Source organism: Streptacidiphilus sp. MAP12-16 (genome assembly GCF_041262165.1).
In the GTDB taxonomy this organism is placed as follows: domain Bacteria; phylum Actinomycetota; class Actinomycetes; order Streptomycetales; family Streptomycetaceae; genus Streptacidiphilus.
In genome coordinates, this window is record NZ_JBGCBY010000016.1 from 58,464 (window position 1) to 80,541 (window position 22,078).

Here is a 22,078-nt window from a genome sequence, read left to right on the forward strand (position 1 = left end):
GGCAGCGACGAGGGGGTTGTCGATGGAGGAGCAGCAGGTGTCGGCAGAGGAGATCACGGACGTACCGGCCGCGGACCGGGCGCGGCACGTGGAGCTGGCGCAGGAGCTCGAGGAGCACCGATTCCGCTACTACCTGCAGGACGCCCCCACCATCAGCGACGCCGAGTTCGACATCCTGATGCGGGAGTTGGAGGCGCTGGAGGAGCGGTACCCGGTGCTGCGCACCCCCGACTCGCCGACCCAGAAGGTCGGCGGCTCCTACTCCAACGAGTTCGCCCCGGTGGAGCACCTGGAGCGGCTGCTCAGCCTTGACAACGCCTTCACCGACGAGGAACTCGACGCCTGGGGCGAGCGGGTGGAGAAGGAGCTCGCCGGGCAGGACTACCACTTCCTCTGCGAGCTCAAGATCGACGGCCTGGCCGTCAACCTGACCTACGAGAACGGCCGCCTGGTCCGGGCCGCGACCCGTGGCGACGGCCGTACCGGCGAGGACATCACCCCCAACGTCCGCACCATCGCCGAGATCCCGGACCTGCTGCGCGACGGTGGCGGCCACCCCGTGCCCGAGCTCGTGGAGATCCGGGGCGAGATCTACTTCCCGATCGAGGAGTTCGCCGAACTCAACGCCACCCGGGTGGCGGCCGGTGAGACCCCGTACGCCAATCCGCGCAACTCGGCCTCGGGATCGCTGCGGCAGAAGGACCCGAGGGTCACCGCTTCGCGCCCGCTGCACATGATCGTGCACGGCATCGGCGCCCGCCGGGGCTTCGACATCGACTGCCAGTCCCACGCCTACGACCTGCTCCGGGCCTGGGGTCTGCCGACGGCCCGTCACAACGCCGTGGTGGGCTCCCTCGCCGAGGTCAAGGAGTTCATCGCCCGCTACGGCGAGCAGCGCCACTCCGTCGAGCACGAGATCGACGGCGTGGTCGTCAAGGTCGACGAGATCCCGTTGCAGGGGCGGCTCGGCTCGACCTCCCGCGCGCCGCGCTGGGCGATCGCCTGGAAGTACCCGCCCGAGGAGGTCAACACCAAGCTCCTCGACATCCGGATCGGTGTCGGCCGCACCGGCCGCTGCACCCCGTACGCCGTGATGGAGCCCGTGCAGGTCTCGGGTTCGGTGGTCGAGTACGCGACCCTGCACAACCAGGACGTGGTCAAGGCCAAGGGCGTGCTCATCGGCGACACCGTGGTGGTGCGCAAAGCCGGCGAGATCATCCCGGAGATCCTGGGCCCGGTGGTGGACCTGCGGGACGGCAGCGAGCGGGAGTTCGTCATGCCGTCCCACTGCCCCGAGTGCGGCAGCGAGCTGCGGCCGATGTCGGAGGGGGACGTCGACCTGCGCTGCCCCAACGCCCGCTACTGCCCTGCGCAGTTGCGTGAGCGGGTCTTCTATCTCGCCGGGCGCAAGTGCCTGGACGTCGAGGCCCTGGGCTATGTCGCGGCCACCGCGCTCACCCAGCCGCTGGAGCCGTCGGAGCCGCCGCTGGTCAACGAGGGCGACCTGTTCAGTCTGACGATCGAACAGCTGCTCCCCATCAAGGTCGTCGTGCGTGACCCCGGCACCGGACTGCCCAAGCGCGATCCCGAGACCGGTGAGGAAAAGGTTGTCTCCTTTTTCGCCAATCTGGAGGGCGAGCCGAAGAAGACCGCGACCGCGCTCCTGGAGAACCTTGAGGCCGCGAAGCAGCGCCCGCTGGCCCGGATCCTGGCCGGTCTGTCGATCCGTCGGGTGGGTCCCGTGGCTGCTCAGGCGCTCGCCCGGGAGTTCCGCGACCTGGACCGGATCGCCGCCGCGAGCGAGGAGGAGCTGGCCGCGACCGAGGGCGTCGGCCCCGGCATCGCCGCCGCGATCACCCAGTGGTTCGCCGAGGACTGGCACCGCGAGATCATCGAGAAGTGGCGCGCCGCCGGTGTCCGCTTCGTCGAGGAGGGCGGAACGGAGCAGGGCCCGCGCCCGCTGGACGGCCTGACCGTCGTGGTCACCGGCACCCTCGCGTCGCACACCCGCGACGGCGCCAAGGACGCGCTGCAGCAGCGCGGCGCCAAGGTCACCGGCTCGGTGTCCAAGAAGACCGACTTCGTCGTCGTCGGCGACAATCCGGGATCCAAGTACGACAAGGCCATGCAGTTGAAGCTGCCTGTGCTGGACGACGAGGGCTTCGCCGTGCTGCTCGCCGAGGGTCCGGAAGCGGCCCGCGCGGCGGCGCTGCCCCAGTCCCCGGCCGAGCCTTCCGCAGAGCCTCCCGTGGACTCTTCCGCGACCGAACTGGGCGGCTGATGGCTGGTCAAGTTACTTAACGCAAAGGCAAATCGGATCAGGAGGTGCATATCGCAGGACCGACCCGCCGGTAACGACACCGCTCGGTCACGGCACGTCCAATTCCCTGCCCCTCCCCAAGTCCCAGCTTTACGCTTGAACACAACTCGCTCTACAGCGAGCGAACGGGGAACCAGAGGAACACTTCATGGAGTGCACGTCGAGACTCGGCCGTGCCGGCCATTCGGACTGGGCCGGGCAGCCGGTCAGGGCGGCGGTGTTCATCGGCGTACTGGCGGCCGGGGCAGCACCGCTGTTGCCGCTGGTCCTGCTCACCACCCAACACGCGCCGCAGCTTCTCCCCCTCTTCGCGGTTCCGCTCGCGGTCCTCTTCGCGGCCTGGCGGATCGCCCGGGAGCGGATCCGTGACCAGGCGACGGACCCGCTCACCGGCCTGGCCAACCGCGACTCGCTGCTGCGCGCCGCCCGCGAGGCGATCGGCCGTGCCTCCACCGCCCATGCCTCCGGGACCTTCGACGGCGGCCGCGTCGCGCTGATCCTGTTCGACCTCGACCGCTTCCGCTCGCTCAACGACACCCTCGGGCACGCCGTCGGCGACCGCCTCCTGGTCCAGGTCGGCGCGCGGCTCCGCCGAGCCGTGCGCACGCCCGAGACCTTCGGCGCGCTCGTCGCCCGCCTCAGCGGCGACGAGTTCGCCGTGCTGCTCCCCGACGCCGGCGACAATCCCGTGGCCACGGCCCGCGGCCTGGTGGCCGAGCTCGCCGCGCCGATCTACCTGGACGGCATGCAGCTGGTGCTCGAGTCGAGCGCGGGCATCGCCGTCACCCCTGAACACGCGGCCGACGCCGAGACGTTGCTGCGCCGCGCCGACATCGCCATGGCCCATGCCCAGCGCAGCCGCAGCGGAGTCGAGACCTACCGGCCCGAGCAGGACGCCGACACGCCGCAGCGCCTCGGCCTGCTGGGCGACCTGCGCCGCGCGCTCGACACCGGCGACGTGGAGATCCACTACCAGCCCAAGGTCGCCTTCGACGGCCATGTCGTCGGACTCGAGGCACTGGTCCGCTGGGACCGGGTCGGACACGGCCCGGTCAGCCCGGACGAGTTCGTCGGACTCGCCGAGTCCAGCGGGCTGATGCCCCGCCTCACCGACTACGTCCTGGAGGCTGCCGTCACCCAGCTCGCCGCCTGGCGGGCCGAGGGCATGGCCGTTCAGGTCGCCGTCAACGTCTCGCCGCGTGACGTGCTGCGCCCCGGCTTCGCCCGTTCCATCGCGGACCGGCTCGCCCGGCACGACGTCCCGGCCGGGGCCCTCCAGCTGGAGATCACCGAACGCCTGCTGCTTGAGGACGGCCAGCTCGCCGCCGACACCCTGGAGGAGCTGCGCCGCCACGGCGTGGGCATGTCGCTCGACGACTTCGGCACCGGCTACTCCTCGCTGGTACGGCTGCGCCGCCTGCCCGTCGGCGAGCTCAAGATCGACCGGTCGTTCGTCAGTCGCATGGTCGCCGACGACCACGACGCCGCGGTGGTCCGCTGCTCGGTGCAGCTCGCGCACTCCCTCGGCCTGACCGTCGTCGCCGAGGGCGTCGAGGACGACGAGACCTGGGAGCAACTGGAGAGCATGGGCTGCGACGCCGTCCAGGGCTGGCTGGTCTCCGCCGCCCTCCCCGCAGAACAGGCCACCGCCTGGCTGCGGATCCGCAACGCGGCCTGGCCGCCCACCGCGGAGCAGGTGGCCGGACAGGCGGCCGGGCAGGGCGCCGCGCCGCGCGGCCTCCGCTCCGCCACTCCCGCCCCAGCCCTGCCCGGCCCTGCCGCGCAGGGCCGTCCCGCCCCTGCCACAGGCGAAACGTGGCTGCAGCCCCACCCGCACCGTCCGTAGGATGGGGGTCGCCCCGTTGTCAATAGACTGGGGTTGGTAACCCAGAACTCACCCCGAAGGGGATCGCTGCATGCCAGGCATTACGCGCGAGGAGGTCGCCCACCTCGCCCGGCTGTCGCGGCTGGAGCTGAAGGCCGAAGAGCTGGACCACTTCGCCGAGCAGCTCAACGACATCGTCGACGCGGTCGCCCGCGTCAGCGAGATCGCCGCCGATGACGTACCGCCGACCTCGCACCCGCTGCCGCTGACCAACGTCATGCGTCCGGATGTGGTCCGCCCGTCGCTCACGCCCGCCGAGGCCCTCGCCGGCGCGCCCGCCGTGGAGGAGCAGCGTTTCCGCGTGCCCCAGATCCTCGGGGAGGACTGACCAGCCAATGACTGACCTGATTCGCAGTACCGCAGCCGAGACGGCCGCGGCCATCGCCTCCGGCGCAGTGTCCGCAGTCGAGGTCGCGCAGGCGCACCTGGACCGGATCGGCGCGGTCGACGAGAAGGTGCACGCGTTCCTGCACGTCGACACCGAGGGCGCGCTCAGCGCCGCCCGCGCCGTCGACGCCAAGCGCGCCAGGGGTGAGGAACTCGGCCCGCTGGCCGGGGTCCCGCTCGCGCTCAAGGACGTGTTCACCACCAAGGGCGTGCCCACCACCGCCGGATCCAAGATCCTCCAGGGCTGGGTGCCGCCGTACGACGCCACGCTCACCAGGCGGCTGAAGGACGCGGGCGTGGTGATCCTGGGCAAGACCAACATGGACGAGTTCGCGATGGGGTCCTCCACCGAGAACTCCGCCTACGGCCCCACCGGCAACCCCTGGGACCTCTCTCGCATCCCCGGCGGCTCCGGCGGCGGCTCGGCCGCGGCCCTGGCCGCGTACCAAGCGCCGCTGGCGATCGGCACCGACACCGGCGGCTCGATCCGCCAGCCCGGCGCGGTCACCGGCACCGTCGGCGTGAAGCCGACCTATGGCACGGTCTCGCGCTACGGGCTGATCGCGTTCTCGTCCTCGCTGGACCAGGGCGGGCCGTGCGCGCGTACCGTCCTGGACGCGGCGCTGCTGCACGAGACCATCGCCGGGCACGACCCGATGGACTCGACGTCCATCGACGCCCCCGTCCCGCCGGTCGTGCAGGCCGCCCGCGAAGGCGCCGGCGGCGACCTGAGGGGTGTGCGGGTGGGCGTGGTCAAGGAGTTCGGCGGCGAGGGGTACCAGGCCGGCGTGATGCAGCGGTTCCACGAGTCCGTGGAGATCCTGCGCGCCCTGGGCGCCGAGGTCGTCGAGGTCTCCTGCCCGTCGTTCACCTACGCGCTGCCGGCGTATTACCTGATCGCGCCGTCCGAGGCCAGCTCCAACCTGGCCCGGTTCGATGCCATGCGGTACGGGCTGCGGGTGGGCGACGACGGCACCCGCTCGGCCGAGGAGGTCACCGCGCTGACCCGCGAGGCGGGGTTCGGCGCCGAGGTCAAGCGCCGGATCATCCTGGGCACCTACGCGCTGTCCTCGGGGTACTACGACGCGTACTACGGCTCGGCGCAGAAGGTCCGCACCCTGATCACCCAGGACTTCGCCCGCTCCTTCGCCGACGTGGACGTGCTGGTCTCGCCGACCACCCCGACCACTGCCTTCCCGATCGGCGAGCGCGCCGACGACCCGATGGCGATGTACCTGGCGGACCTGTGCACCATTCCGTCGAACCTGGCCGGAAACGCGGCCATGTCGGTGCCCTGCGGCCTCGCCCCGGAGGACAATCTCCCGGTCGGCCTGCAGATCATCGCCCCCGCCATGGCCGACGACCGGCTGTACCGCGTTGGCGCGGCGGTCGAGGCGGCACTCAACGACACGTGGGGACACCCCCTGCTGGAGGAGGCACCGGCGCTATGACGTCCACCATCGAGAAGGTCGACCCGTCGTCAGGCAAGGGCAGCAAGGCCAAGCAGCTGAAAGCCACTCAGCAGATGAAGGGGTGGAAGCACAGCAGGACCGGTCTGCTGGTCAGTATCGGCGGTGGCGCCTTCGGTGCCTTCGGCGTCGTGAAGGACATCCGCAAGGCCCGCAGCGAAGGTGACACGCTCAAGCTCGTCAACGCCGGCATCGCCGCGCTCGCCCTGGTCACCAGCACCGCGCTGCTGGTCCGTGAGCTGCGCCGGCTCGGCAGCGACGACGTCCTTGCTCCCTGAGACTGGGGTCCTTTCCGTGAACGTGAGTGAAGAGGGGACGCAGTGAGCGTCATGAACCTGGTGCCGTACGAGGAAGCTCTGGCTTCGTACGACCCGGTGATGGGCCTGGAGGTCCATGTCGAGCTGGGCACCGCCACCAAGATGTTCTGCGGGTGTTCGACCGAGCTGGGCGCGGAGCCCAACTCGCAGGTCTGCCCGACGTGCCTGGGCCTTCCGGGGTCGCTTCCGGTGGTCAACGCGACCGGGGTGGAGTCCGCGGTCAAGATCGGTCTCGCGCTGAACTGCGAGATCGCCGAGTGGTGCCGCTTCGCCCGGAAGAACTACTTCTACCCGGACATGCCGAAGAACTTCCAGACCTCCCAGTACGACGAGCCGATCGCCTTCAACGGCTACCTGGACGTCACGCTGGAGGACGGCGAGGTCTTCCGGGTGCAGATCGAGCGCGCCCACATGGAGGAGGACACCGGCAAGTCCTCTCACATCGGCGGCGCGACCGGCCGTATCCACGGCGCGTCGCACTCGCTGCTGGACTACAACCGGGCCGGCATCCCGCTGATCGAGATCGTCACCAAGCCGATCGAGGGCGCGGGCAAACGCGCACCCGAGGTCGCCAAGGCGTACGTGGCCGAGCTGCGCGAGGTCATCAAGGCGCTGGGTGTGTCCGAGGCCCGGATGGACAAGGGCCAGATGCGCTGCGACGTCAACCTGTCGCTGCGTCCGCACGGGCGCGAGGAGTTCGGCACCCGCTCGGAGACCAAGAACGTCAACTCGCTGCGCTCGGTCGAGCGGGCCGCGCGCTTCGAGATCCAGCGGCACGCCGCGGTGCTCAACAGCGGCGGCAGCATCGTCCAGGAGACCCGCCACTTCCACGAGGAGGACGGCAGCACCACCGCCGGGCGGATCAAGGACAACGCCGAGGACTACCGCTACTTCCCCGAGCCCGACCTGGTGCCGGTCGCCCCGGCCCGCGAGTGGGTCGAGGAACTGCGCGCCGCACTGCCGGAGATGCCGCGGGTGCGGCGGGAGCGGTTGCAGCGCGAGTGGGGCCTGAGCGACCTCGACATGCAGTCGGTGCTGAACGCCGGCGCGATCGAGCCGATCCTGGAGACCATCGCCGCCGGCGCCCCTGCCGACCAGGCCCGCAAGTGGTGGATGGGGGAGCTGGCCCGCCGTGCCAACGAGAACGGCACGGACCTCGCCGCCCAGCCGATCACCCCGGCGCAGGTCGCCCGGGTGTGCGCGCTGGTCGCGGACGGTTCGCTGAACGACAAGCTGGCCCGCCAGGTCATCGAGGCAGTCCTCGACGGCGAGGGCGCCCCGGACGAGGTCATTGCCAAGCGCGGCCTGGCGGTGGTCTCCGACGACTCGGCGCTGGGCGCGGCCGTGGACGAGGCCATCGCGGCCAACCCGGCCGTCGCCGACAAGATCCGCGACGGCAAGCTCGCCGCAGCCGGCGCGCTGGTCGGCGCGGTCATGAAGGCCACCCGTGGCCAGGCCGACGCCGCCCGCGTCAAGGAGCTCATCCTGGAACGGCTCAGCTGACCGATCAGCTGACGGATATTCAACTGCTGATGCCCTACCTGGCTCTGCCCAGGTAGGGCATCAGCATGTCCGGCGGCAGCTCTCTAAGGCACCGAGGCCCCCGCCGCGCCGCTGTCTAAGGCCCCTCCGAGCTGGAAGATCGGGCAGCGTCCCGATGCCCGGCACCCCCCTGGGAGAGGAGTCTTTCTCTCAGAAGGAAACGGAAACAACACCGTCACCAGGGGAGCACCAGATGTCCAGCAACTTCCTGTTCCAGTCGTTCCAGTACCGCGAGACCGAGCTGCGCCGCGCCGCCGAGCAGCACCGCATGGTCAAGGAGGCCCACGACGCGGCCAAGGCCGCCAAGTCCGCCAGGGCCGAGTCGGTGAGCGGCGACAGGAGGGAGGGAGGTGCGACCCGTTCGCACTTCCGGGGGGTACGCCGCGCACGCAGGGCGTCCAGCCCGAGTGCCTGCTGACCCGGCTCCCTGTCGGAGGCATGTGCGATGCTCACTGATGTGGAGCGGATATCGGTAAGTCCCGTGTTCGTCGGCCGCTCCGCCGAACTGGCGGAGCTCACGGCGGCGCTGAAGCGGGCGGGGGAGGGGCAGCCGCAGGCGCTGCTCATCGCGGGGGACGCCGGGGTCGGTAAGACCCGGCTGCTCGAGGAGTTCGTCTGTGCGGCCACGGCACGCGGTGCCGTGGTCGCCGTCGGCGGTTGCGTGGAGATCGGCGCGGATGGGCTGCCGTACGCGCCGCTCGTCTCCGTCCTGCGCGCGCTGCACAGAGAGCTGGGCGACGAGGTCGAGCTGGCCGCGGCCGGGAGCGAGGGCCGGCTCGCCCAACTCCTGCCCGAGCTCGGGCAGGCGGTGCCGGAGGCGCACGACGAGTTCGGCCGGGCCCGGCTGTTCGAGCACACCGCCCAGCTGTTCGAGCGCCTCTCCGCCGATCGCGTCGTCGTCCTCGCTCTGGAGGACCTGCACTGGTCCGACCGCTCCACCCGCGAACTGCTCGTCTACCTGCTCCGCTCGCTGCGCAACTCGCGCGTCGTGATCGTCGGCACCTACCGCAGCGACGACCTGCACCGCCGCCACCCGCTGCGCCCCTTCCTGGCCGAGCTGGAGCGGTTGCGCACCGTCCAGCGCCTGGAGCTTCCGCGGCTCGGCCGCGGAGAGGTCGCCGACCAGCTCACCGGCATCCTCGACAGCGCCCCCGCACCACAGCTGATCACCAAGATTTTCCTCCGCTCCGAGGGCATCCCGTTCTTCGTGGAGGAGCTCGCCGCGAGCTACCAGGAGGGCTGCTCCACCGGCCTCACGGACTCGCTCCGCGACCTGCTGCTGGTTCGCGTCGAAGCGCTGCCGGAGCCGGTGCAGCCGATCCTGCGCACCATCGCCCAGGGCGGTTCCGCCGTGGAGTACGGCCTGCTGCGGGCCGTACTTGAGCTCCCCGAGGACGAGCTGATCGCCGCGCTGCGGCTCGCCGTGGACGCCAACATCCTGCGCCCGACCCAGGCCGGCGACGGCTACCGCTTCCGCCACGCGCTGGTCCGCGAGGCCGTCGCCGACGATCTGCTGCCAGGCGAGGGCAGCCGGATCAAGCGCCGCTACGCCACCGTCCTCGGCGACCAGCCGCAGCTGGTACCCGCGGAGGAGCGCACCACCCGCCTCGCCAACTACTGGTACAGCGCCGGTGATCCCGCCCGTGCCCTGCCCGCCGTGCTCGACGCCGGTCGCGAGGCGCGCCGCCGTAACGCCTTCGCCGAGCAGTTGCAGATGCTGGAACGCGCACTTGAGCTGTGGGAGCGGGTCCCCGAGGAGACCCTCGCCGAGCTGCGACCCGCCGACTACGCCGAGTCCTACCCGGCCTGCAGCTGCGACGACGACCCGGGCCAGGAGTGCTGCGGCCGACTGCGCTACCTCGACGTCATCGCCGAGGCCGCGGTCGCGGCCCGCCTGTGCGGCGAGCGCGAGCGCTGCCTGAGCCTCTGCAAGCAGGCCCTGCGCATGATCGACGAGTCGGTGGACCCGGCCCGTGCTGCCTGGTTCTGGGCGATGCGTTCCCGGGTGAAGAGCAACACCGGGATGGTGCGCGACGCCGGTCGCGACGAGTTGGCGCACGCCCGGCAGCTGGTCGAGAACCGTCCCCCGAGCGCCGTCCAGGCCGAGGTGTTCAGCCGTCTCGCCGCCTGCGACATGGTCGACTGGCCGGAGCCCGACGACATCGCGCTCGCCGAGCGCGCGGTGCGGATCGCCCGCCAGGTCGGCGCGGAGACGGTCGAGCTGCACGCCCGCTGCACCCTGGGCACCCTGCTGGTGATCCTGGGCCGCGAGGCGGAGGGGCTGACCGAGCTGAAGGAGGTCCTGAGCCGGGCGCGCGAGCTCCAGGAGCCGGATCTGATGTCCCGCGCCTACGTCAACCTCTCCGACGTGTACGAGGGGCTCGGCCGCTCCGCGGAAGCCGCCGAGGCTGCGCGCTCGGGTTGCGAGATGGCGCGCCGCAACGGGCTGTTGGGGGCTGCGGGCCCGGTCCTGCGCGGCAACCTGATCGAGTCGCTGTTCTCCCTCGGCCGTCTGGACGAGGGCGCCGAGCTCCTCGACGCCGCGGCCCCGGACCTCGGTTCGGAGGCCGATCGCAGTTTCCTGTCCCGGCTCCGCGCCGCCCTCGCCCTGCTCCGCGACGAGCTGCCCGATGCCGCCGCTCATCTCGCGCTCGCCGTCGAGACGTTGAACCTGGGCAACGCACAGAACTGGCTGCCGCTCTCGGAACTGGCGATCCGCCTCCCCGCCGCCGAGGGACGGTTCGCGGACGCCCGGGCCGAGCTGCTGCGGGTCCTCGACGTGGGCTTCCCCAAGGGCAAGTCCCGCTATGTGTGGCCGCTACTCGTGCACGGCGTCGCCGCCGAGGCGGACTCGCGCGGCCTCCCCGGCGCCGACCCCGGCCGCGCCCAGGTGCTGGAGCGGGTCCGCGCCGCCACCGCGGACCTGGAAGACTCGTGGCCACTGGCCAGGGGCTGGGCGCTGCTGCTCGACGCGGAACTCGCGCGGGCCGAGGGCGCGCTGGACCCGAAGGCGTACCTGCGCGCCGTCGAGGCGCTGGAACCGGTCGCCCTGCCGTACCCGCTGGACCTGGCGCTGTTCCGCGCGGCCGAGGGCGAGGCCGTTCGCGGCGACCGTACCGCCGCCTCGGCGCTGCTGCGCCGGGCCGAGGCGGCGGCGGAGCGGCACGGGGACGTACGGCTCCTTCGCGAGGCCGCTCGCCTCGCCGACCGGGCCCGGCTCAACGCCGCGTCCGCCGTCCACGCGGAGGGCCGGGCGGGAGCTCAGCCGGGGGTCCAGGCCGGGGCCCGGACGGGGGCGGCGGCGCCGGTCGCCACCGCCGACCCGACTGCCGCCGCCTTCGGCCTCACCCCGCGCGAGCAGGGGGTGCTCCAACTGGTGGCGCTGGGGCGGACGAACCGTCAGATAGCGCAGGAGTTGTACATCTCGCCCAAGACCGCCAGCGTGCACGTCTCCAACATCCTGGCCAAGCTGGAGGTCGCCGGTCGCGGCGAGGCCGCCGCGATGGCCCACCGGCTGCGGCTGGTCGGTGACCTCGCCGTTGGCGCCGACTCGGTTGCCGTCCCCGCCACGGGCGCCGCCACGCCCGCCGCCACGCCCGCCGTCCGTACGCGTGCCTGAGCCCGGGTACCGGATAGCCTCGCGCACATGCCTCGCTATCTCCTGCCCTACCCGCCCGACCGGATCGGAGGTCTCCCCTCCGACCTGGACGTCATCGTCTGGGACGGCGAGGCGCCGCCGCCGGCGCAGGGCATGCTCGACCAGGTCACCTTCTTCTGCCTCCCCTACATGCGGCACGCCGCCGCGGTGCCGCTGCTCCAGCGCCTCCCCGCGCTGCGAACCCTGCAGACGCTCACCGCAGGCATGGACGACGTGCTCCCGTACCTCCCCGCCGGCGTCGCCGCCTGCAACGCGCGCGGCCTGCACGACGCCAGCACCGCCGAACTCGCGGCCGCGCTGATCCTCGCCTCGCTGCGCGGCATCCCCGCCTTCGTCCGCAACCAGGCCGCCGGCCACTGGGACCAGACCTTCCAGTCCGCCCTGGCCGACCGCACCGTGCTGATCGTCGGCTACGGCTCCATCGGCGCCGCCCTGGAGGAGCGCCTGCGCCCGTTCGAGTGCGACGTCGTCCGGGTGGCCAGGACCGCCCGCGAGGCGCCACGCGGCCCGGTGCACGCCATCGCCGACCTCCCCGCGCTCCTTCCCGCGGCGGACGTCGTCGTGCTCCTCGTCCCCCTGGACCCGCGGACCCGTCATCTCGCGGACGCGACCTTCCTGGCCCTGTTGAAGGACGACGCTCTGCTCGTCAACGTCGCGCGTGGCCCCGTCGTCGAGACCGAGGCCCTCCTCGCCGAGCTGGAATCCGGTCGACTGCGCGCCGCCCTCGACGTCACCGACCCGGAGCCACTGCCCCCGAACCACCCGCTCTGGCACGCACCGAACGTCCTGATCACCCCTCATGTCGGTGGACCCAGCTCGGCGTTCCTCCCTCGGGCGCTGCGCCTGCTGCGGGCCCAGGTGCTGCGTGACCACGCGGGCGAACCCCTGGTCAACGTCGTCGCACCGGGCTGACCTCCAGGCCCCCGGCCGGCCGCGCTCACCGCGGCCCGAGCCTTCACCACCCCCGCGCAGAGCTCCCACCCCACGCCCCCGTCCTGAGCCCTCGCGCCCGGCCATTCGGCCGGTTCCGCACGCCAGGCCCAACGTTTTCGACCAAAAGCCGTACAGCGGCCACACTCCGCTCCATTACTCTGAGTTGAGTGTGGATGTCGCAGAGTGACGAGAGTGGTGTAAGGTCCCGACCGGGAGAGCCGGTACGGAGCGATCCGCATCGCTGCTCCGCCCGCACCCGGGGCCGGAGGGGGAGTTGCCGGTGTTGAGTACCGAGACCGTGCTGCCCGGCCCGCCCTGGGCCGAGGAGCACTCCTTGCAGAAATCCAGCGTGCAGAAGGCCGGTGTGCAGAAGGCCGGTGGGCAGGGTTCGCGGGTGCGCGGTTCCGGCGCGCCCAGATCCAGCTTCGAGGGCCTCCGGGTGAGCCTGTTGCAGGGTCGCGGCGATCCGCGGTCCGCCCTGTACGCCGACCAGATCGACGAAGCGGACGAGACGGACGAGGTTGAGACCGCGCCTCCCCATCCGGCTGCCCGGCTGCCGAGGCTGCTGATCTTCCTGGTCTGCCTCGGCTACCTGGTCGGGGCTGCCTCGGGGTGGGGTTCCCAGAACCTCGCCGACTTCATGGGCGACTTCGGACTGGCCGCGGCCGCCCTCACCGCGTCCCTCTCCTGCCTGGTCCACGCCTGCACCGCGGCCGGCCGGCACCGCCCGGCCTGGCTCTGCTTCGGCGTCTCCTCGCTGATGGTGGCGCTCGGCAACGGCGCCTGGGGTTGGTACGAGGTGGTGCTGCGGGCACCCGTGCCGGTCCCCTCCATCGCGGACTACGCCTTCCTGCTGTTCGCGCCGCCGGCGATCCTCGGCCTGCTGCTGCTGGCCAACCGTCCGCGCAATGCCGCCGGCTGGTTCTGCCTGGCCCTGGACGGCTGGCTCATCGCCGGCTCCCTGCTGACGCTCAGCTGGAGTCTCGCCCTGGGCCGCACCGCGCACGGTGACGCGGGCAGTCCGCTGCGCCTCTCCATGGCGCTGGCCTATCCGGTGCTGGACATCCTCCTGGTCAGCATGGTCCTCGGCCTGCGCTTCCGAAGTCGGGACAGCAACCGCGCGGCCGTGCACACCGCCATAGTGGCGCTCGCGCTGACCGTGCTCTGCGACGCCCTCTTCACCAGCCAGGCGCTCAAGGACGCGTACCAGTCGGGGCAGCTCCTCGATGCCGGCTGGTTCACCGGCAGCATGCTGCTGGCCTGGGCGCCCTGGGCCCGCCCCGGGAGTGGCGCCGCCCGCGCCAGCCGCCCCCGGGTCGCCTCGACGTTCAGCGCGCTGACCCCGTACGCCGCTGCCGCGGTCTGCACCGTAGGGCTGCTCTACAACGCCTTCGGGCAGCGCCAGCTCGACCGCTTCGTGCTCATCATCGCCTGCACCGTGGTGTTCGCTCTGATCCTCCGTCAGGGGATCATGCTGCTGGACAACCTGTCGCTGGCCCAGAAGCTGTCCCATCAGGAGAACCACTTCCGCTCCCTGGTCCAGGGCTCCAGCGACGTGATCATGATCGCCGACCCGGACGGCATCCTGCGCTACGTCAGTCCCGCCGCCACCGGTGTCTACGGCAGGCCGGCCGACGAGCTCGTCGGCACCCGACTGCCGGAGATGGTCCATCCCGACGACCTCGGCCACGTGCTCTGGGAGGTGCAGCGCTACCTCGCGCAGAGTCCGGAGAAGGAGCCCACCGCCCGGATCGAGTGCCGCATCCGCTCCGGGGCGGGGGAGTGGCTGGACGTCGAGTCGACGGTCAACCGCTACCGCGACGGCCTGATCTTCAACTGCCGGGACGTCTCGGAACGGGTGCGGCTGCAGGCCCAGTTGGAGCACAACGCGTTCCACGACGCGCTCACCGACCTGCCCAACCGGGCCCTCTTCCTGGACCGGGGGCGCACCGCGCTCAGCGACCCGCCGTCGGCGGAGTCCGCGACCAGGCCGGGGACCAGGACCAGGACCGGGGCCGGAGCAGGCGCCGGTGTCGCCGTGCTCTTCCTGGACCTCGACGGCTTCAAGGCCGTCAACGACACCGCCGGGCACCAGGTCGGCGACGAGTTGCTGATCCAGGCCGCCCGCAGGCTCCAGGAGACGGTCCGCACCGGCGACACCGTCGCCCGCCTCGGCGGGGACGAGTTCGCCGTGCTGCTCACCGGCCTGGACCAGGACCAGGCCCATGAGGTCGCCGAACGCCTGCGCTCCGCACTCTCCGCGCCGTACTGGATCGGCGGCGAGGAACTGGGCGTCGCCGCCAGCATCGGCATCGCCTTCGCCGAACCCGGGATCACCCCGGCCAGGCTGCTGCGCAACGCGGACCTGGCGATGTACCAGGCCAAGAAGAACGGCAAGGGGCGGGTGGCCGCCTACGACCCGCAACTGCGCACCGACCTGCACCGGCGCACCGAACTGGAGCAGCGACTGCGGATGGCGGTCCGCGAAGGCCAGTTCGCCCTGCTGCACCAGCCGGTCGTGGACCTGGAGACCGGCGCCGTCGCCGCCCTCACCGCCCACGCCCGCTGGCGCTCCGCCAAGGGGCTGTTGCTCACTCCCGCCGAGTTCCTGCGCGCCAACGAGGGCGGCGACCGGGCGTCCCGCTTTGCCCGCTGGATGGTGGAACAGGCGGTGCTGCAGGCCGTGGAGCGCCGGGACCGGGTCGGTGCCCCTGCGGCCGGGATCCCGGTCGCGGTTCGGCTCTCCGCCCGCCGCCTCGCCGTCCCCGGACTGTGCGAGTCCATCGAGGCCCTGCTCAGCCGCTCCGGGCTGCCCGCAGCGTCGTTGATCCTGGAGATCACCGAAGGCGATGCCGCCGACGGTCACACCCTCCAGCTGGACGAACTCGTGCACCGGCTGACCGCGCTCCGCCGACTCGGGATCGGGTTGACCCTGGACGGGCTCGGTGGGCCCTCCGCACCGCTCAGCGGGCTCCGTCGGCTGCCGGTGGACATGATCAAGATGGAGCGCGGACTGGTCGACGGGCTGGTGGAGTCGGCCTTCCTGCGCACCCTGGCGACCTCGGTGCTCCGGCTGGGACGCGAACTGGACCTGACCACCATCGCCGAGGGTGTGGACCACGCGTCCCAGGCGGCGCTGCTGCGCGAGCTCGGCTGCGACCGCGGCCAGGGCCTGTTCTTCTCAGGGCCGGTCGACGAGGACCGTCTGGACGCGGTCCTGCGCGGCCCCGGCTTCCCGCTGCCCCGTCCGGCCGCACCTGAACTGCCGAGGCTGGTACACCCTTCGGGTGAGTTCCGCGGGGACCTGCGGAGCCTGCCGGGGCACCATCGGCCCGCGCACCCCCGCACCGGCCCTGACCAGCTAGGACGCCCTTTCACTCCGCCCCTGGGACAGCCTCAGGGAGGTCACCAGGGCGGTCATCAGGGAGGCCATCTCGGGGGTGGTCCGCATGATGAGACGTCCATTCCGCCAGCTTGACACCCCCTGGGGTGCCGGAGGAAGGTCGTGCCCATGCGCACCCGAATCCTCGTACTTGACGGGCGCGTCGGCTGATCCGGAGACATGTTCCCGGAATCACTTCCGCCGACGCGCCACCCCTCGCATGCCCTAGGCACGAGGGGTTTTTTGTTGCCGACTTGCACGCGAAAACGCCGTGCTGCGACGTTTGACATGCAGGACCCCTCCGAGAAGGAATCAGCAGATGACTGAGCAGGCACCCGCCGCCCCTCAACGCGGTGAGACCCCCGTCGCCGAGCCCATGACCGGGGCCCAGTCGCTCATCCGCTCGCTCGAAGCGGTCGGCGCGGAGACTGTCTTCGGAATCCCGGGCGGTGCGATCCTCCCGGCCTACGACCCGCTGATGGACTCCACCAAGGTCCGTCACATCCTGGTCCGCCACGAGCAGGGCGCCGGCCACGCCGCCACCGGCTACGCCCAGGCCACCGGCAAGGTTGGCGTGTGCATGGCCACCTCGGGCCCGGGGGCGACCAACCTGGTCACCCCGATCGCCGACGCCTATATGGACTCGGTGCCGATCGTCGCCATCACCGGCCAGGTCGCCAGCAAGGCCATCGGCACGGACGCCTTCCAGGAGGCGGACATCTGCGGCATCACCATGCCGATCACCAAGCACAACTACCTGGTGACCGACGCGGCGGAGATCCCCCGGGTGATCGCCGAGGCCTTCCACATCGCCGCGACCGGCCGTCCGGGACCTGTCCTGGTCGACATCGCCAAGGACGCGCTGCAGGCGCGGACGGTGTTCCGCTGGCCGGTGGAGATGCAGCTGCCCGGCTACCGCCCGGTCACCAAGCCGCACGCCAAGCAGATCCGTGAGGCCGCGCGGCTGCTGACCTCCGCGAAGCGACCGGTGCTGTACGTCGGCGGCGGCGTGATCAAGGCGGGCGCGACCGCCGAGTTGCGCATCCTGGCCGAGCTGACCGGTGCCCCCGTGGTCGCCACGCTGATGGCCCTCGGCGCCTTCCCGGACACCCACGAGCAGCACCTGGGCATGCCCGGGATGCACGGCTCGGTCGCGGCGGTGACGGCGCTGCAGAAGGCGGACCTGCTGTTCGCCATCGGTACCCGCTTCGACGACCGGGTGACCGGACGCCTGGACACCTTCGCCCCGCACGCGAAGATCGTCCACGCGGACATCGACCCGGCCGAGATCGGCAAGAACCGCACCGCGGACGTTCCGATCGTCGGCGACGCCCGTGAGATCCTGGCCGACCTGATCCAGGCGGTCCAGGCCGAGTTCGCCGCCGGCGCGACCGCCGAGTACGGCGACTGGTGGCAGCAGCTCAACAGCTGGCGCAAGACCTACCCGCTGGGCTACGAGGCGGCCCCCGAGGGGACACTGAGCCCCCAGCAGGTGATCGAGCGGATCGGCCAGCTGGTGGGTACGGACGCGATCTACGCGGCGGGCGTGGGCCAGCACCAGATGTGGGCCTCCCAGTTCCTGACCTTCGAGAAGCCGGCCACCTGGCTGAACTCCGGCGGCGCGGGCACCATGGGCTACGCGGTCCCGGCCGCGATGGGCGCCAAGGCCGGCATGCCGGACGCCCAGGTCTGGGCGATCGACGGCGACGGCTGCTTCCAGATGACCAACCAGGAACTGGTCACCTGCGCGCTGAACAACATCCCGATCAAGGTCGCGGTCATCAACAACGGCTCGCTTGGCATGGTCCGCCAGTGGCAGACCCTGTTCTACGACCAGCGCTACAGCAACACCGTGCTGCACAGCGGCCCCGAGCACGACGGCATCGCGGAGCCCGCGCAGGGCACCCGTATCCCGGACTTCGTCAAGCTGTCGGAGGCGATGGGCTGCTACGGCCTGCGCTGCGAGCGCCCAGAGGACCTGGACTCGGTGATCCAGCAGGCGATGGCGATCAACGACGCCCCGGTCGTGATCGACTTCATCGTGCACCAGGACGCCATGGTCTGGCCGATGGTCGCCGCCGGCACCAGCAACGACGAGATCCTGGCGGCCCGCGACGTCCGCCCGGACTTCGGCGACGAAAACGACTGACAGCCCCACCCGTCGCCCACCACCACCCTTCTGACGAGGCGCTTCGCGCCGCGCCCCTCTAGGATCGGAATCAAGGGATCAGAATCATGTCCAAGCACACCCTCTCCGTCCTGGTCGAGAACAAGCCCGGCGTGCTCGCCCGCATCGCCGCCCTGTTCTCCCGCCGGGGTTTCAACATCGACTCGCTCGCGGTCGGACCGACCGAGCACCCCGACATCTCCCGGATGACCATCGTCGTCAACGTGGAGGACCTGCCGCTGGAGCAGGTCACCAAGCAGCTCAACAAGCTGGTCAACGTCATAAAGATCGTCGAGCTGGACCCGGCCGCGGCGGTGCGTCGCGAGCTGGTCCTGGTCAAGGTGCGCGCGGACAGCGAGACCCGCTCCCAGATCACCGAGATCGTCCAGCTGTTCCGCGCCAAGACCGTGGACGTCTCCCCGGACGCCGTGACCATCGAGGCCACCGGCGGGTCGGACAAGCTGGAGGCGATGCTGAAGATGCTGGAGCCGTACGGCATCAAGGAGCTGGTGCAGTCGGGCATGGTGGCCGTCGGCCGCGGCGCCCGGTCCATCACCGACCGCTCACTGCGCGCGCTGGACCGCAGCGCCTGAGACTCGCGTCTCACCATACGAGAACGAACTCCCCGTCGCCCCCACCGGCGTACGGTGTCCCATAACCGAGTAATCCCCCCGCGAGGAGAAGCCAGCGATGGCCGAGCTGTTCTACGACGACGACGCCGATCTGTCCATCATCCAGGGCCGCAAGGTCGCGATCCTCGGCTACGGCAGCCAGGGTCACGCCCACGCGCTCTCCCTGCGCGACTCCGGTGTCGACGTCCGCGTCGGCCTGCTGCCGGAGTCCAAGTCCCGTGCCAAGGCCGAGGAGCAGGGCCTGCGCGTGGTCACCCCGGCCCAGGCCGCCGCCGAGGCCGACGTCATCATGATCCTGGTGCCGGACCCCATCCAGGGCGACGTCTACAAGGAGGTCGTCGAGCCCAACCTCAAGGCTGGCGACGCGCTCTTCTTCGGCCACGGCCTGAACATCCGCTTCGGCTTCATCAAGCCCCCGGCGGACGTCGACGTCTGCATGGTCGCCCCGAAGGGCCCGGGCCACCTGGTCCGCCGCCAGTACGAGGAGGGTCGCGGCGTCCCCTGCATCGTGGCCGTCGAGCAGGACGCCACCGGCAAGGGCCTGGAGCTCGCGCTCTCGTACGCCAAGGGCATCGGCGGCACCCGCGCGGGTGTCATCAAGACCACCTTCACCGAGGAGACCGAGACCGACCTGTTCGGTGAGCAGGCCGTCCTCTGCGGTGGCGCGTCCGCGCTGGTCAAGGCGGGCTTCGAGACCCTGGTCGAGGCCGGCTACCAGCCGGAGATCGCCTACTTCGAGTGCCTGCACGAGCTGAAGCTCATCGTCGACCTGATGTACGAGGGCGGCCTGGAGAAGATGCGCTGGTCGGTCTCCGAGACCGCCGAGTGGGGCGACTACATCACCGGCCCCCGCATCATCACCGCCGACACCAAGGCCGCGATGAAGCAGGTCCTGGCCGAGATCCAGGACGGCAGCTTCGCCAACACCTGGATCGCCGAGTACAAGGCCGGTCTGCCGAAGTACAACGAGTACAAGAAGGCCGACAGCGAGCACCTGCTGGAGACCACCGGCAAGAAGCTCCGCAAGCTGATGAGCTGGGTGGACGAGGAGGCGTAAGCCTCCGGAGTCTCCGCTGCGGAGGCGTCCGCGCCAGGACGCCTCCGCATCTTTGTACGGTTCGTAAGGTCCCGTGCGGGTGATTCCGCCGCAGGGGCGCGAGGCTCGACCTCATCCCTCGCTAGACTCCCGATTGCGCGTCAGGCCCACAGCGTCGTGCGTCTCCAACGCGGCATGCCACCGTTCCCACCATGCCGTCTGTTCAGGGTGCCACCCACATCCATGCGGCAGGGGAGATCCGGACAGTAAGGACAACTGTCGTGAGCGCTGCTACCCCTCAAAAGCCTGTCGTTCTCATCGCGGAAGAGCTCTCCCCCGCGACCGTGGACGCGCTGGGCCCCGACTTCGAGATCCGCCATTGCGACGGCGCCAACCGGGCCGAGCTGCTGCCCGCCATCGCCGACGTGGACGCGATCCTGATCCGCTCCGCCACCAAGGTCGACGCGGAGGCCATCGCTGCCGCCCGCAGGCTCAAGGTCGTCGCCCGCGCCGGCGTCGGTCTCGACAACGTGGACGTACCGGCCGCCACCAAGGCCGGTGTCATGGTCGTCAACGCACCGACGTCCAACATCGTCACCGCCGCCGAGCTCGCCTGCGGCCTGCTGATCTCCACTGCGCGCCACATCCCGGCCGCCAACGCCGCCCTGAAGGACGGCAAGTGGGCCCGTAGCAAGTACACCGGCGTCGAGCTCGCCGAGAAGACCCTCGGCGTCGTCGGCCTCGGCCGCATCGGCGTGCTGGTCGCGCAGCGCATGTCCGCCTTCGGGATGAAGATCGTCGCGTACGACCCGTACATCCAGGCTGCCCGCGCCGCCCAGATGGGCGTCAAGCTGATGCCGCTGGACGAGCTGCTGGAGGTCGCCGACTTCATCACGGTCCACCTCCCCAAGACCCCGGAGACCGTGGGCCTGATCGGTCACGAGGCGCTGCACAAGGTCAAGCCGACCGTGCGCATCGTCAACGCCGCGCGCGGCGGGATCGTGGACGAGGAGGCGCTCGCCGCCGCCCTCAAGGAGGGCCGGGTCGCGGGTGCGGGCCTCGACGTCTACGCGAAGGAGCCGTGCACCGACTCCCCGCTGTTCGGCTTCGACAACGTCGTGGCCACCCCGCACCTGGGCGCGTCCACCGACGAGGCGCAGGAGAAGGCCGGCATCGCGGTCGCCCGCTCGGTCCGCCTCGCGCTGGCCGGCGAGCTGGTCCCCGACGCGGTCAACGTCCAGGGCGGCGTCATCGCCGAGGACGTGCGCCCCGGTCTGCCGCTCGCCGAGAAGCTCGGCCGGATCTTCACCGCGCTCGCGGGCGAGGTCGCGGCCCGCCTGGACGTCGAGGTACGGGGCGAGATCACCCAGCACGACGTCAAGGTGCTGGAACTGTCGGCCCTCAAGGGCGTCTTCGAGGACGTCGTCGCCGAGACGGTCTCCTACGTCAATGCGCCGCTGTTCGCCCAGGAGCGGGGCCTCGAGGTACGTCTGACGACCACCAGCGAGAGCCCGGAGTACCGCAACGTCATCACCGTGCGCGGCACGCTCACGGACGGCCGCGAGGTCGCGGTGTCCGGCACCCTCACGGGTCCCAAGCGCATCCAGAAGATCGTCGGCGTCGACACCTTCGACGTGGACCTGGTGCTCACCAACCACATGGCCTTCTTCCGCTACGACGACCGTCCGGGCGTCGTCGGCACCCTCGGCCGGTTGCTCGGCGAGGCCGGGATCAACATCGCCGGTATGCAGGTCTCCCGTGACGACGAGGCCGGCGACGCTCTGGTGTCGCTCACCGTCGACAGCGAGATCCCGCAGCCGGTGCTGGCCGAGATCGCGGTCGAGATCGGTGCGAAGTTCGCCCGCTCGGTGAACCTCACGTCCTGACACCCGGAGCCTGACACCCGCTCAACCCAGCGCCCCGCAGCCCGTCCAGGACGGCCTGCGGGGCGCTGTGCGTTTCCTGCGTCCGGGTGAGGCCCGTCTCAGATAGTAGGAAATCCAAGTAGTTCTGCAGACAGTTCCGATCCACTGTCGTACCGTGAAGTTGTCAGACGATCCGCTGTATCCACAGCCAGTGCTGACCGGCCTTGTCGCGGGCGACCCCTGCGCGGCCCACAAACCCCCACCCTGCGCGTGACGCGCTCCCCGCGCGTGAGCCGTGTGAACGGAGTCCCCTCATGGACCAGCTGAGTCAGCAGACCGCCCGTCGTCCCGCCCCCCGCCGCCCGCAGAGCAGTGACCGCGCCAACGCCGCCGCCGCGCTGCAGCGGGCGCTCGACCGCCGCGACAACGGCGGCGTGACCGGCCACGACCACTGACACCGACCCGTCGAGGGCCGGCGACGCGTT

The 22,078-nt window shown here is 71.1% G+C and carries 14 protein-coding genes and 1 pseudogene; all 15 read left to right on the forward strand.

Annotated elements, in window-relative coordinates; all coding sequences use genetic code 11:
• The first annotated feature begins 22 nt into the window (after positions 1-22).
• Positions 23-2,281, forward strand: coding sequence for an NAD-dependent DNA ligase LigA (gene ligA / locus ABIA33_RS21670; RefSeq protein WP_370084021.1), 2,259 nt, complete (start codon positions 23-25; stop codon positions 2,279-2,281).
• A gap of 262 nt (positions 2,282-2,543) precedes the next feature.
• A pseudogene (locus ABIA33_RS21675) lies at positions 2,544-4,166 on the forward strand (putative bifunctional diguanylate cyclase/phosphodiesterase); the annotation flags it as partial.
• Positions 4,167-4,236: 70 nt separating this feature from the next.
• Positions 4,237-4,533 carry an Asp-tRNA(Asn)/Glu-tRNA(Gln) amidotransferase subunit GatC gene (gatC, locus tag ABIA33_RS21680; protein WP_370084022.1) on the forward strand — a complete coding sequence of 99 codons (297 nt, stop codon included), beginning with the start codon at positions 4,237-4,239 and terminating at the stop codon, positions 4,531-4,533.
• A 7-nt stretch (positions 4,534-4,540) separates the two neighbouring features.
• Positions 4,541-6,043 carry an Asp-tRNA(Asn)/Glu-tRNA(Gln) amidotransferase subunit GatA gene (gene gatA, locus ABIA33_RS21685; RefSeq protein WP_370084023.1) on the forward strand — a complete coding sequence of 501 codons (1,503 nt, stop codon included), beginning with the start codon at positions 4,541-4,543 and terminating at the stop codon, positions 6,041-6,043.
• 56 nt (positions 6,044-6,099) lie between these two features.
• Positions 6,100-6,339 (forward strand): hypothetical protein, encoded by a 240-nt coding sequence (locus ABIA33_RS21690; protein ID WP_370084114.1) that lies wholly within the window; start codon positions 6,100-6,102, stop codon positions 6,337-6,339.
• A 42-nt stretch (positions 6,340-6,381) separates the two neighbouring features.
• Entirely contained in the window at positions 6,382-7,881 is a 1,500-nt protein-coding gene (gene gatB, locus ABIA33_RS21695) for an Asp-tRNA(Asn)/Glu-tRNA(Gln) amidotransferase subunit GatB (protein WP_370084024.1), read from the forward strand.
• A gap of 232 nt (positions 7,882-8,113) precedes the next feature.
• Positions 8,114-8,338: a hypothetical protein gene (locus ABIA33_RS21700; RefSeq protein WP_370084025.1), complete on the forward strand. Its 225-nt coding sequence runs from the start codon at positions 8,114-8,116 to the stop codon at positions 8,336-8,338.
• A gap of 27 nt (positions 8,339-8,365) precedes the next feature.
• Positions 8,366-11,539, forward strand: a complete 3,174-nt coding sequence (locus ABIA33_RS21705) for an AAA family ATPase (protein WP_370084026.1) — start codon at positions 8,366-8,368, stop codon at positions 11,537-11,539.
• A 27-nt stretch (positions 11,540-11,566) separates the two neighbouring features.
• Positions 11,567-12,490 carry a 2-hydroxyacid dehydrogenase gene (locus ABIA33_RS21710; RefSeq protein WP_370084027.1) on the forward strand — a complete coding sequence of 308 codons (924 nt, stop codon included), beginning with the start codon at positions 11,567-11,569 and terminating at the stop codon, positions 12,488-12,490.
• Between the two features lie 574 nt (positions 12,491-13,064).
• Complete coding sequence (locus ABIA33_RS21715; RefSeq protein ID WP_370084115.1) at positions 13,065-15,989, forward strand: putative bifunctional diguanylate cyclase/phosphodiesterase; 2,925 nt, start codon at positions 13,065-13,067, stop codon at positions 15,987-15,989.
• A 223-nt stretch (positions 15,990-16,212) separates the two neighbouring features.
• A complete protein-coding gene (locus tag ABIA33_RS21720; RefSeq protein ID WP_370084028.1) occupies positions 16,213-18,042 on the forward strand; it encodes an acetolactate synthase large subunit in 1,830 nt (609 codons plus the stop codon).
• Positions 18,043-18,128: 86 nt separating this feature from the next.
• Positions 18,129-18,653, forward strand: a complete 525-nt coding sequence (gene ilvN, locus ABIA33_RS21725; protein WP_370084029.1) for an acetolactate synthase small subunit — start codon at positions 18,129-18,131, stop codon at positions 18,651-18,653.
• Between the two features lie 97 nt (positions 18,654-18,750).
• Entirely contained in the window at positions 18,751-19,749 is a 999-nt protein-coding gene (gene ilvC, locus ABIA33_RS21730; RefSeq protein WP_370084030.1) for a ketol-acid reductoisomerase, read from the forward strand.
• Between the two features lie 260 nt (positions 19,750-20,009).
• Positions 20,010-21,614 carry a phosphoglycerate dehydrogenase gene (gene serA, locus ABIA33_RS21735; protein WP_370084031.1) on the forward strand — a complete coding sequence of 535 codons (1,605 nt, stop codon included), beginning with the start codon at positions 20,010-20,012 and terminating at the stop codon, positions 21,612-21,614.
• 293 nt (positions 21,615-21,907) lie between these two features.
• Complete coding sequence (locus tag ABIA33_RS21740) at positions 21,908-22,048, forward strand: hypothetical protein (protein ID WP_370084122.1); 141 nt, start codon at positions 21,908-21,910, stop codon at positions 22,046-22,048.
• The last annotated feature ends 30 nt before the right edge of the window (positions 22,049-22,078 follow it).

Bases quoted from the DNA above. Each gene is read 5' to 3' on its own strand.
- ilvC (WP_370084030.1), top strand. From the start codon at position 18,751: ATGGCCGAGCTGTTCTACGACGACGACGCCGATCTGTCCATCATCCAG.
- ABIA33_RS21710 (WP_370084027.1), top strand. From the start codon at position 11,567: ATGCCTCGCTATCTCCTGCCCTACCCGCCCGACCGGATCGGAGGTCTC.
- gatC (WP_370084022.1), top strand. From the start codon at position 4,237: ATGCCAGGCATTACGCGCGAGGAGGTCGCCCACCTCGCCCGGCTGTCG.
- ligA (WP_370084021.1), top strand. From the start codon at position 23: ATGGAGGAGCAGCAGGTGTCGGCAGAGGAGATCACGGACGTACCGGCC.
- ABIA33_RS21700 (WP_370084025.1), top strand. From the start codon at position 8,114: ATGTCCAGCAACTTCCTGTTCCAGTCGTTCCAGTACCGCGAGACCGAG.
- ilvN (WP_370084029.1), top strand. From the start codon at position 18,129: ATGTCCAAGCACACCCTCTCCGTCCTGGTCGAGAACAAGCCCGGCGTG.
- ABIA33_RS21705 (WP_370084026.1), top strand. From the start codon at position 8,366: ATGCTCACTGATGTGGAGCGGATATCGGTAAGTCCCGTGTTCGTCGGC.
- gatA (WP_370084023.1), top strand. From the start codon at position 4,541: ATGACTGACCTGATTCGCAGTACCGCAGCCGAGACGGCCGCGGCCATC.
- ABIA33_RS21720 (WP_370084028.1), top strand. From the start codon at position 16,213: ATGACTGAGCAGGCACCCGCCGCCCCTCAACGCGGTGAGACCCCCGTC.
- ABIA33_RS21740 (WP_370084122.1), top strand. From the start codon at position 21,908: ATGGACCAGCTGAGTCAGCAGACCGCCCGTCGTCCCGCCCCCCGCCGC.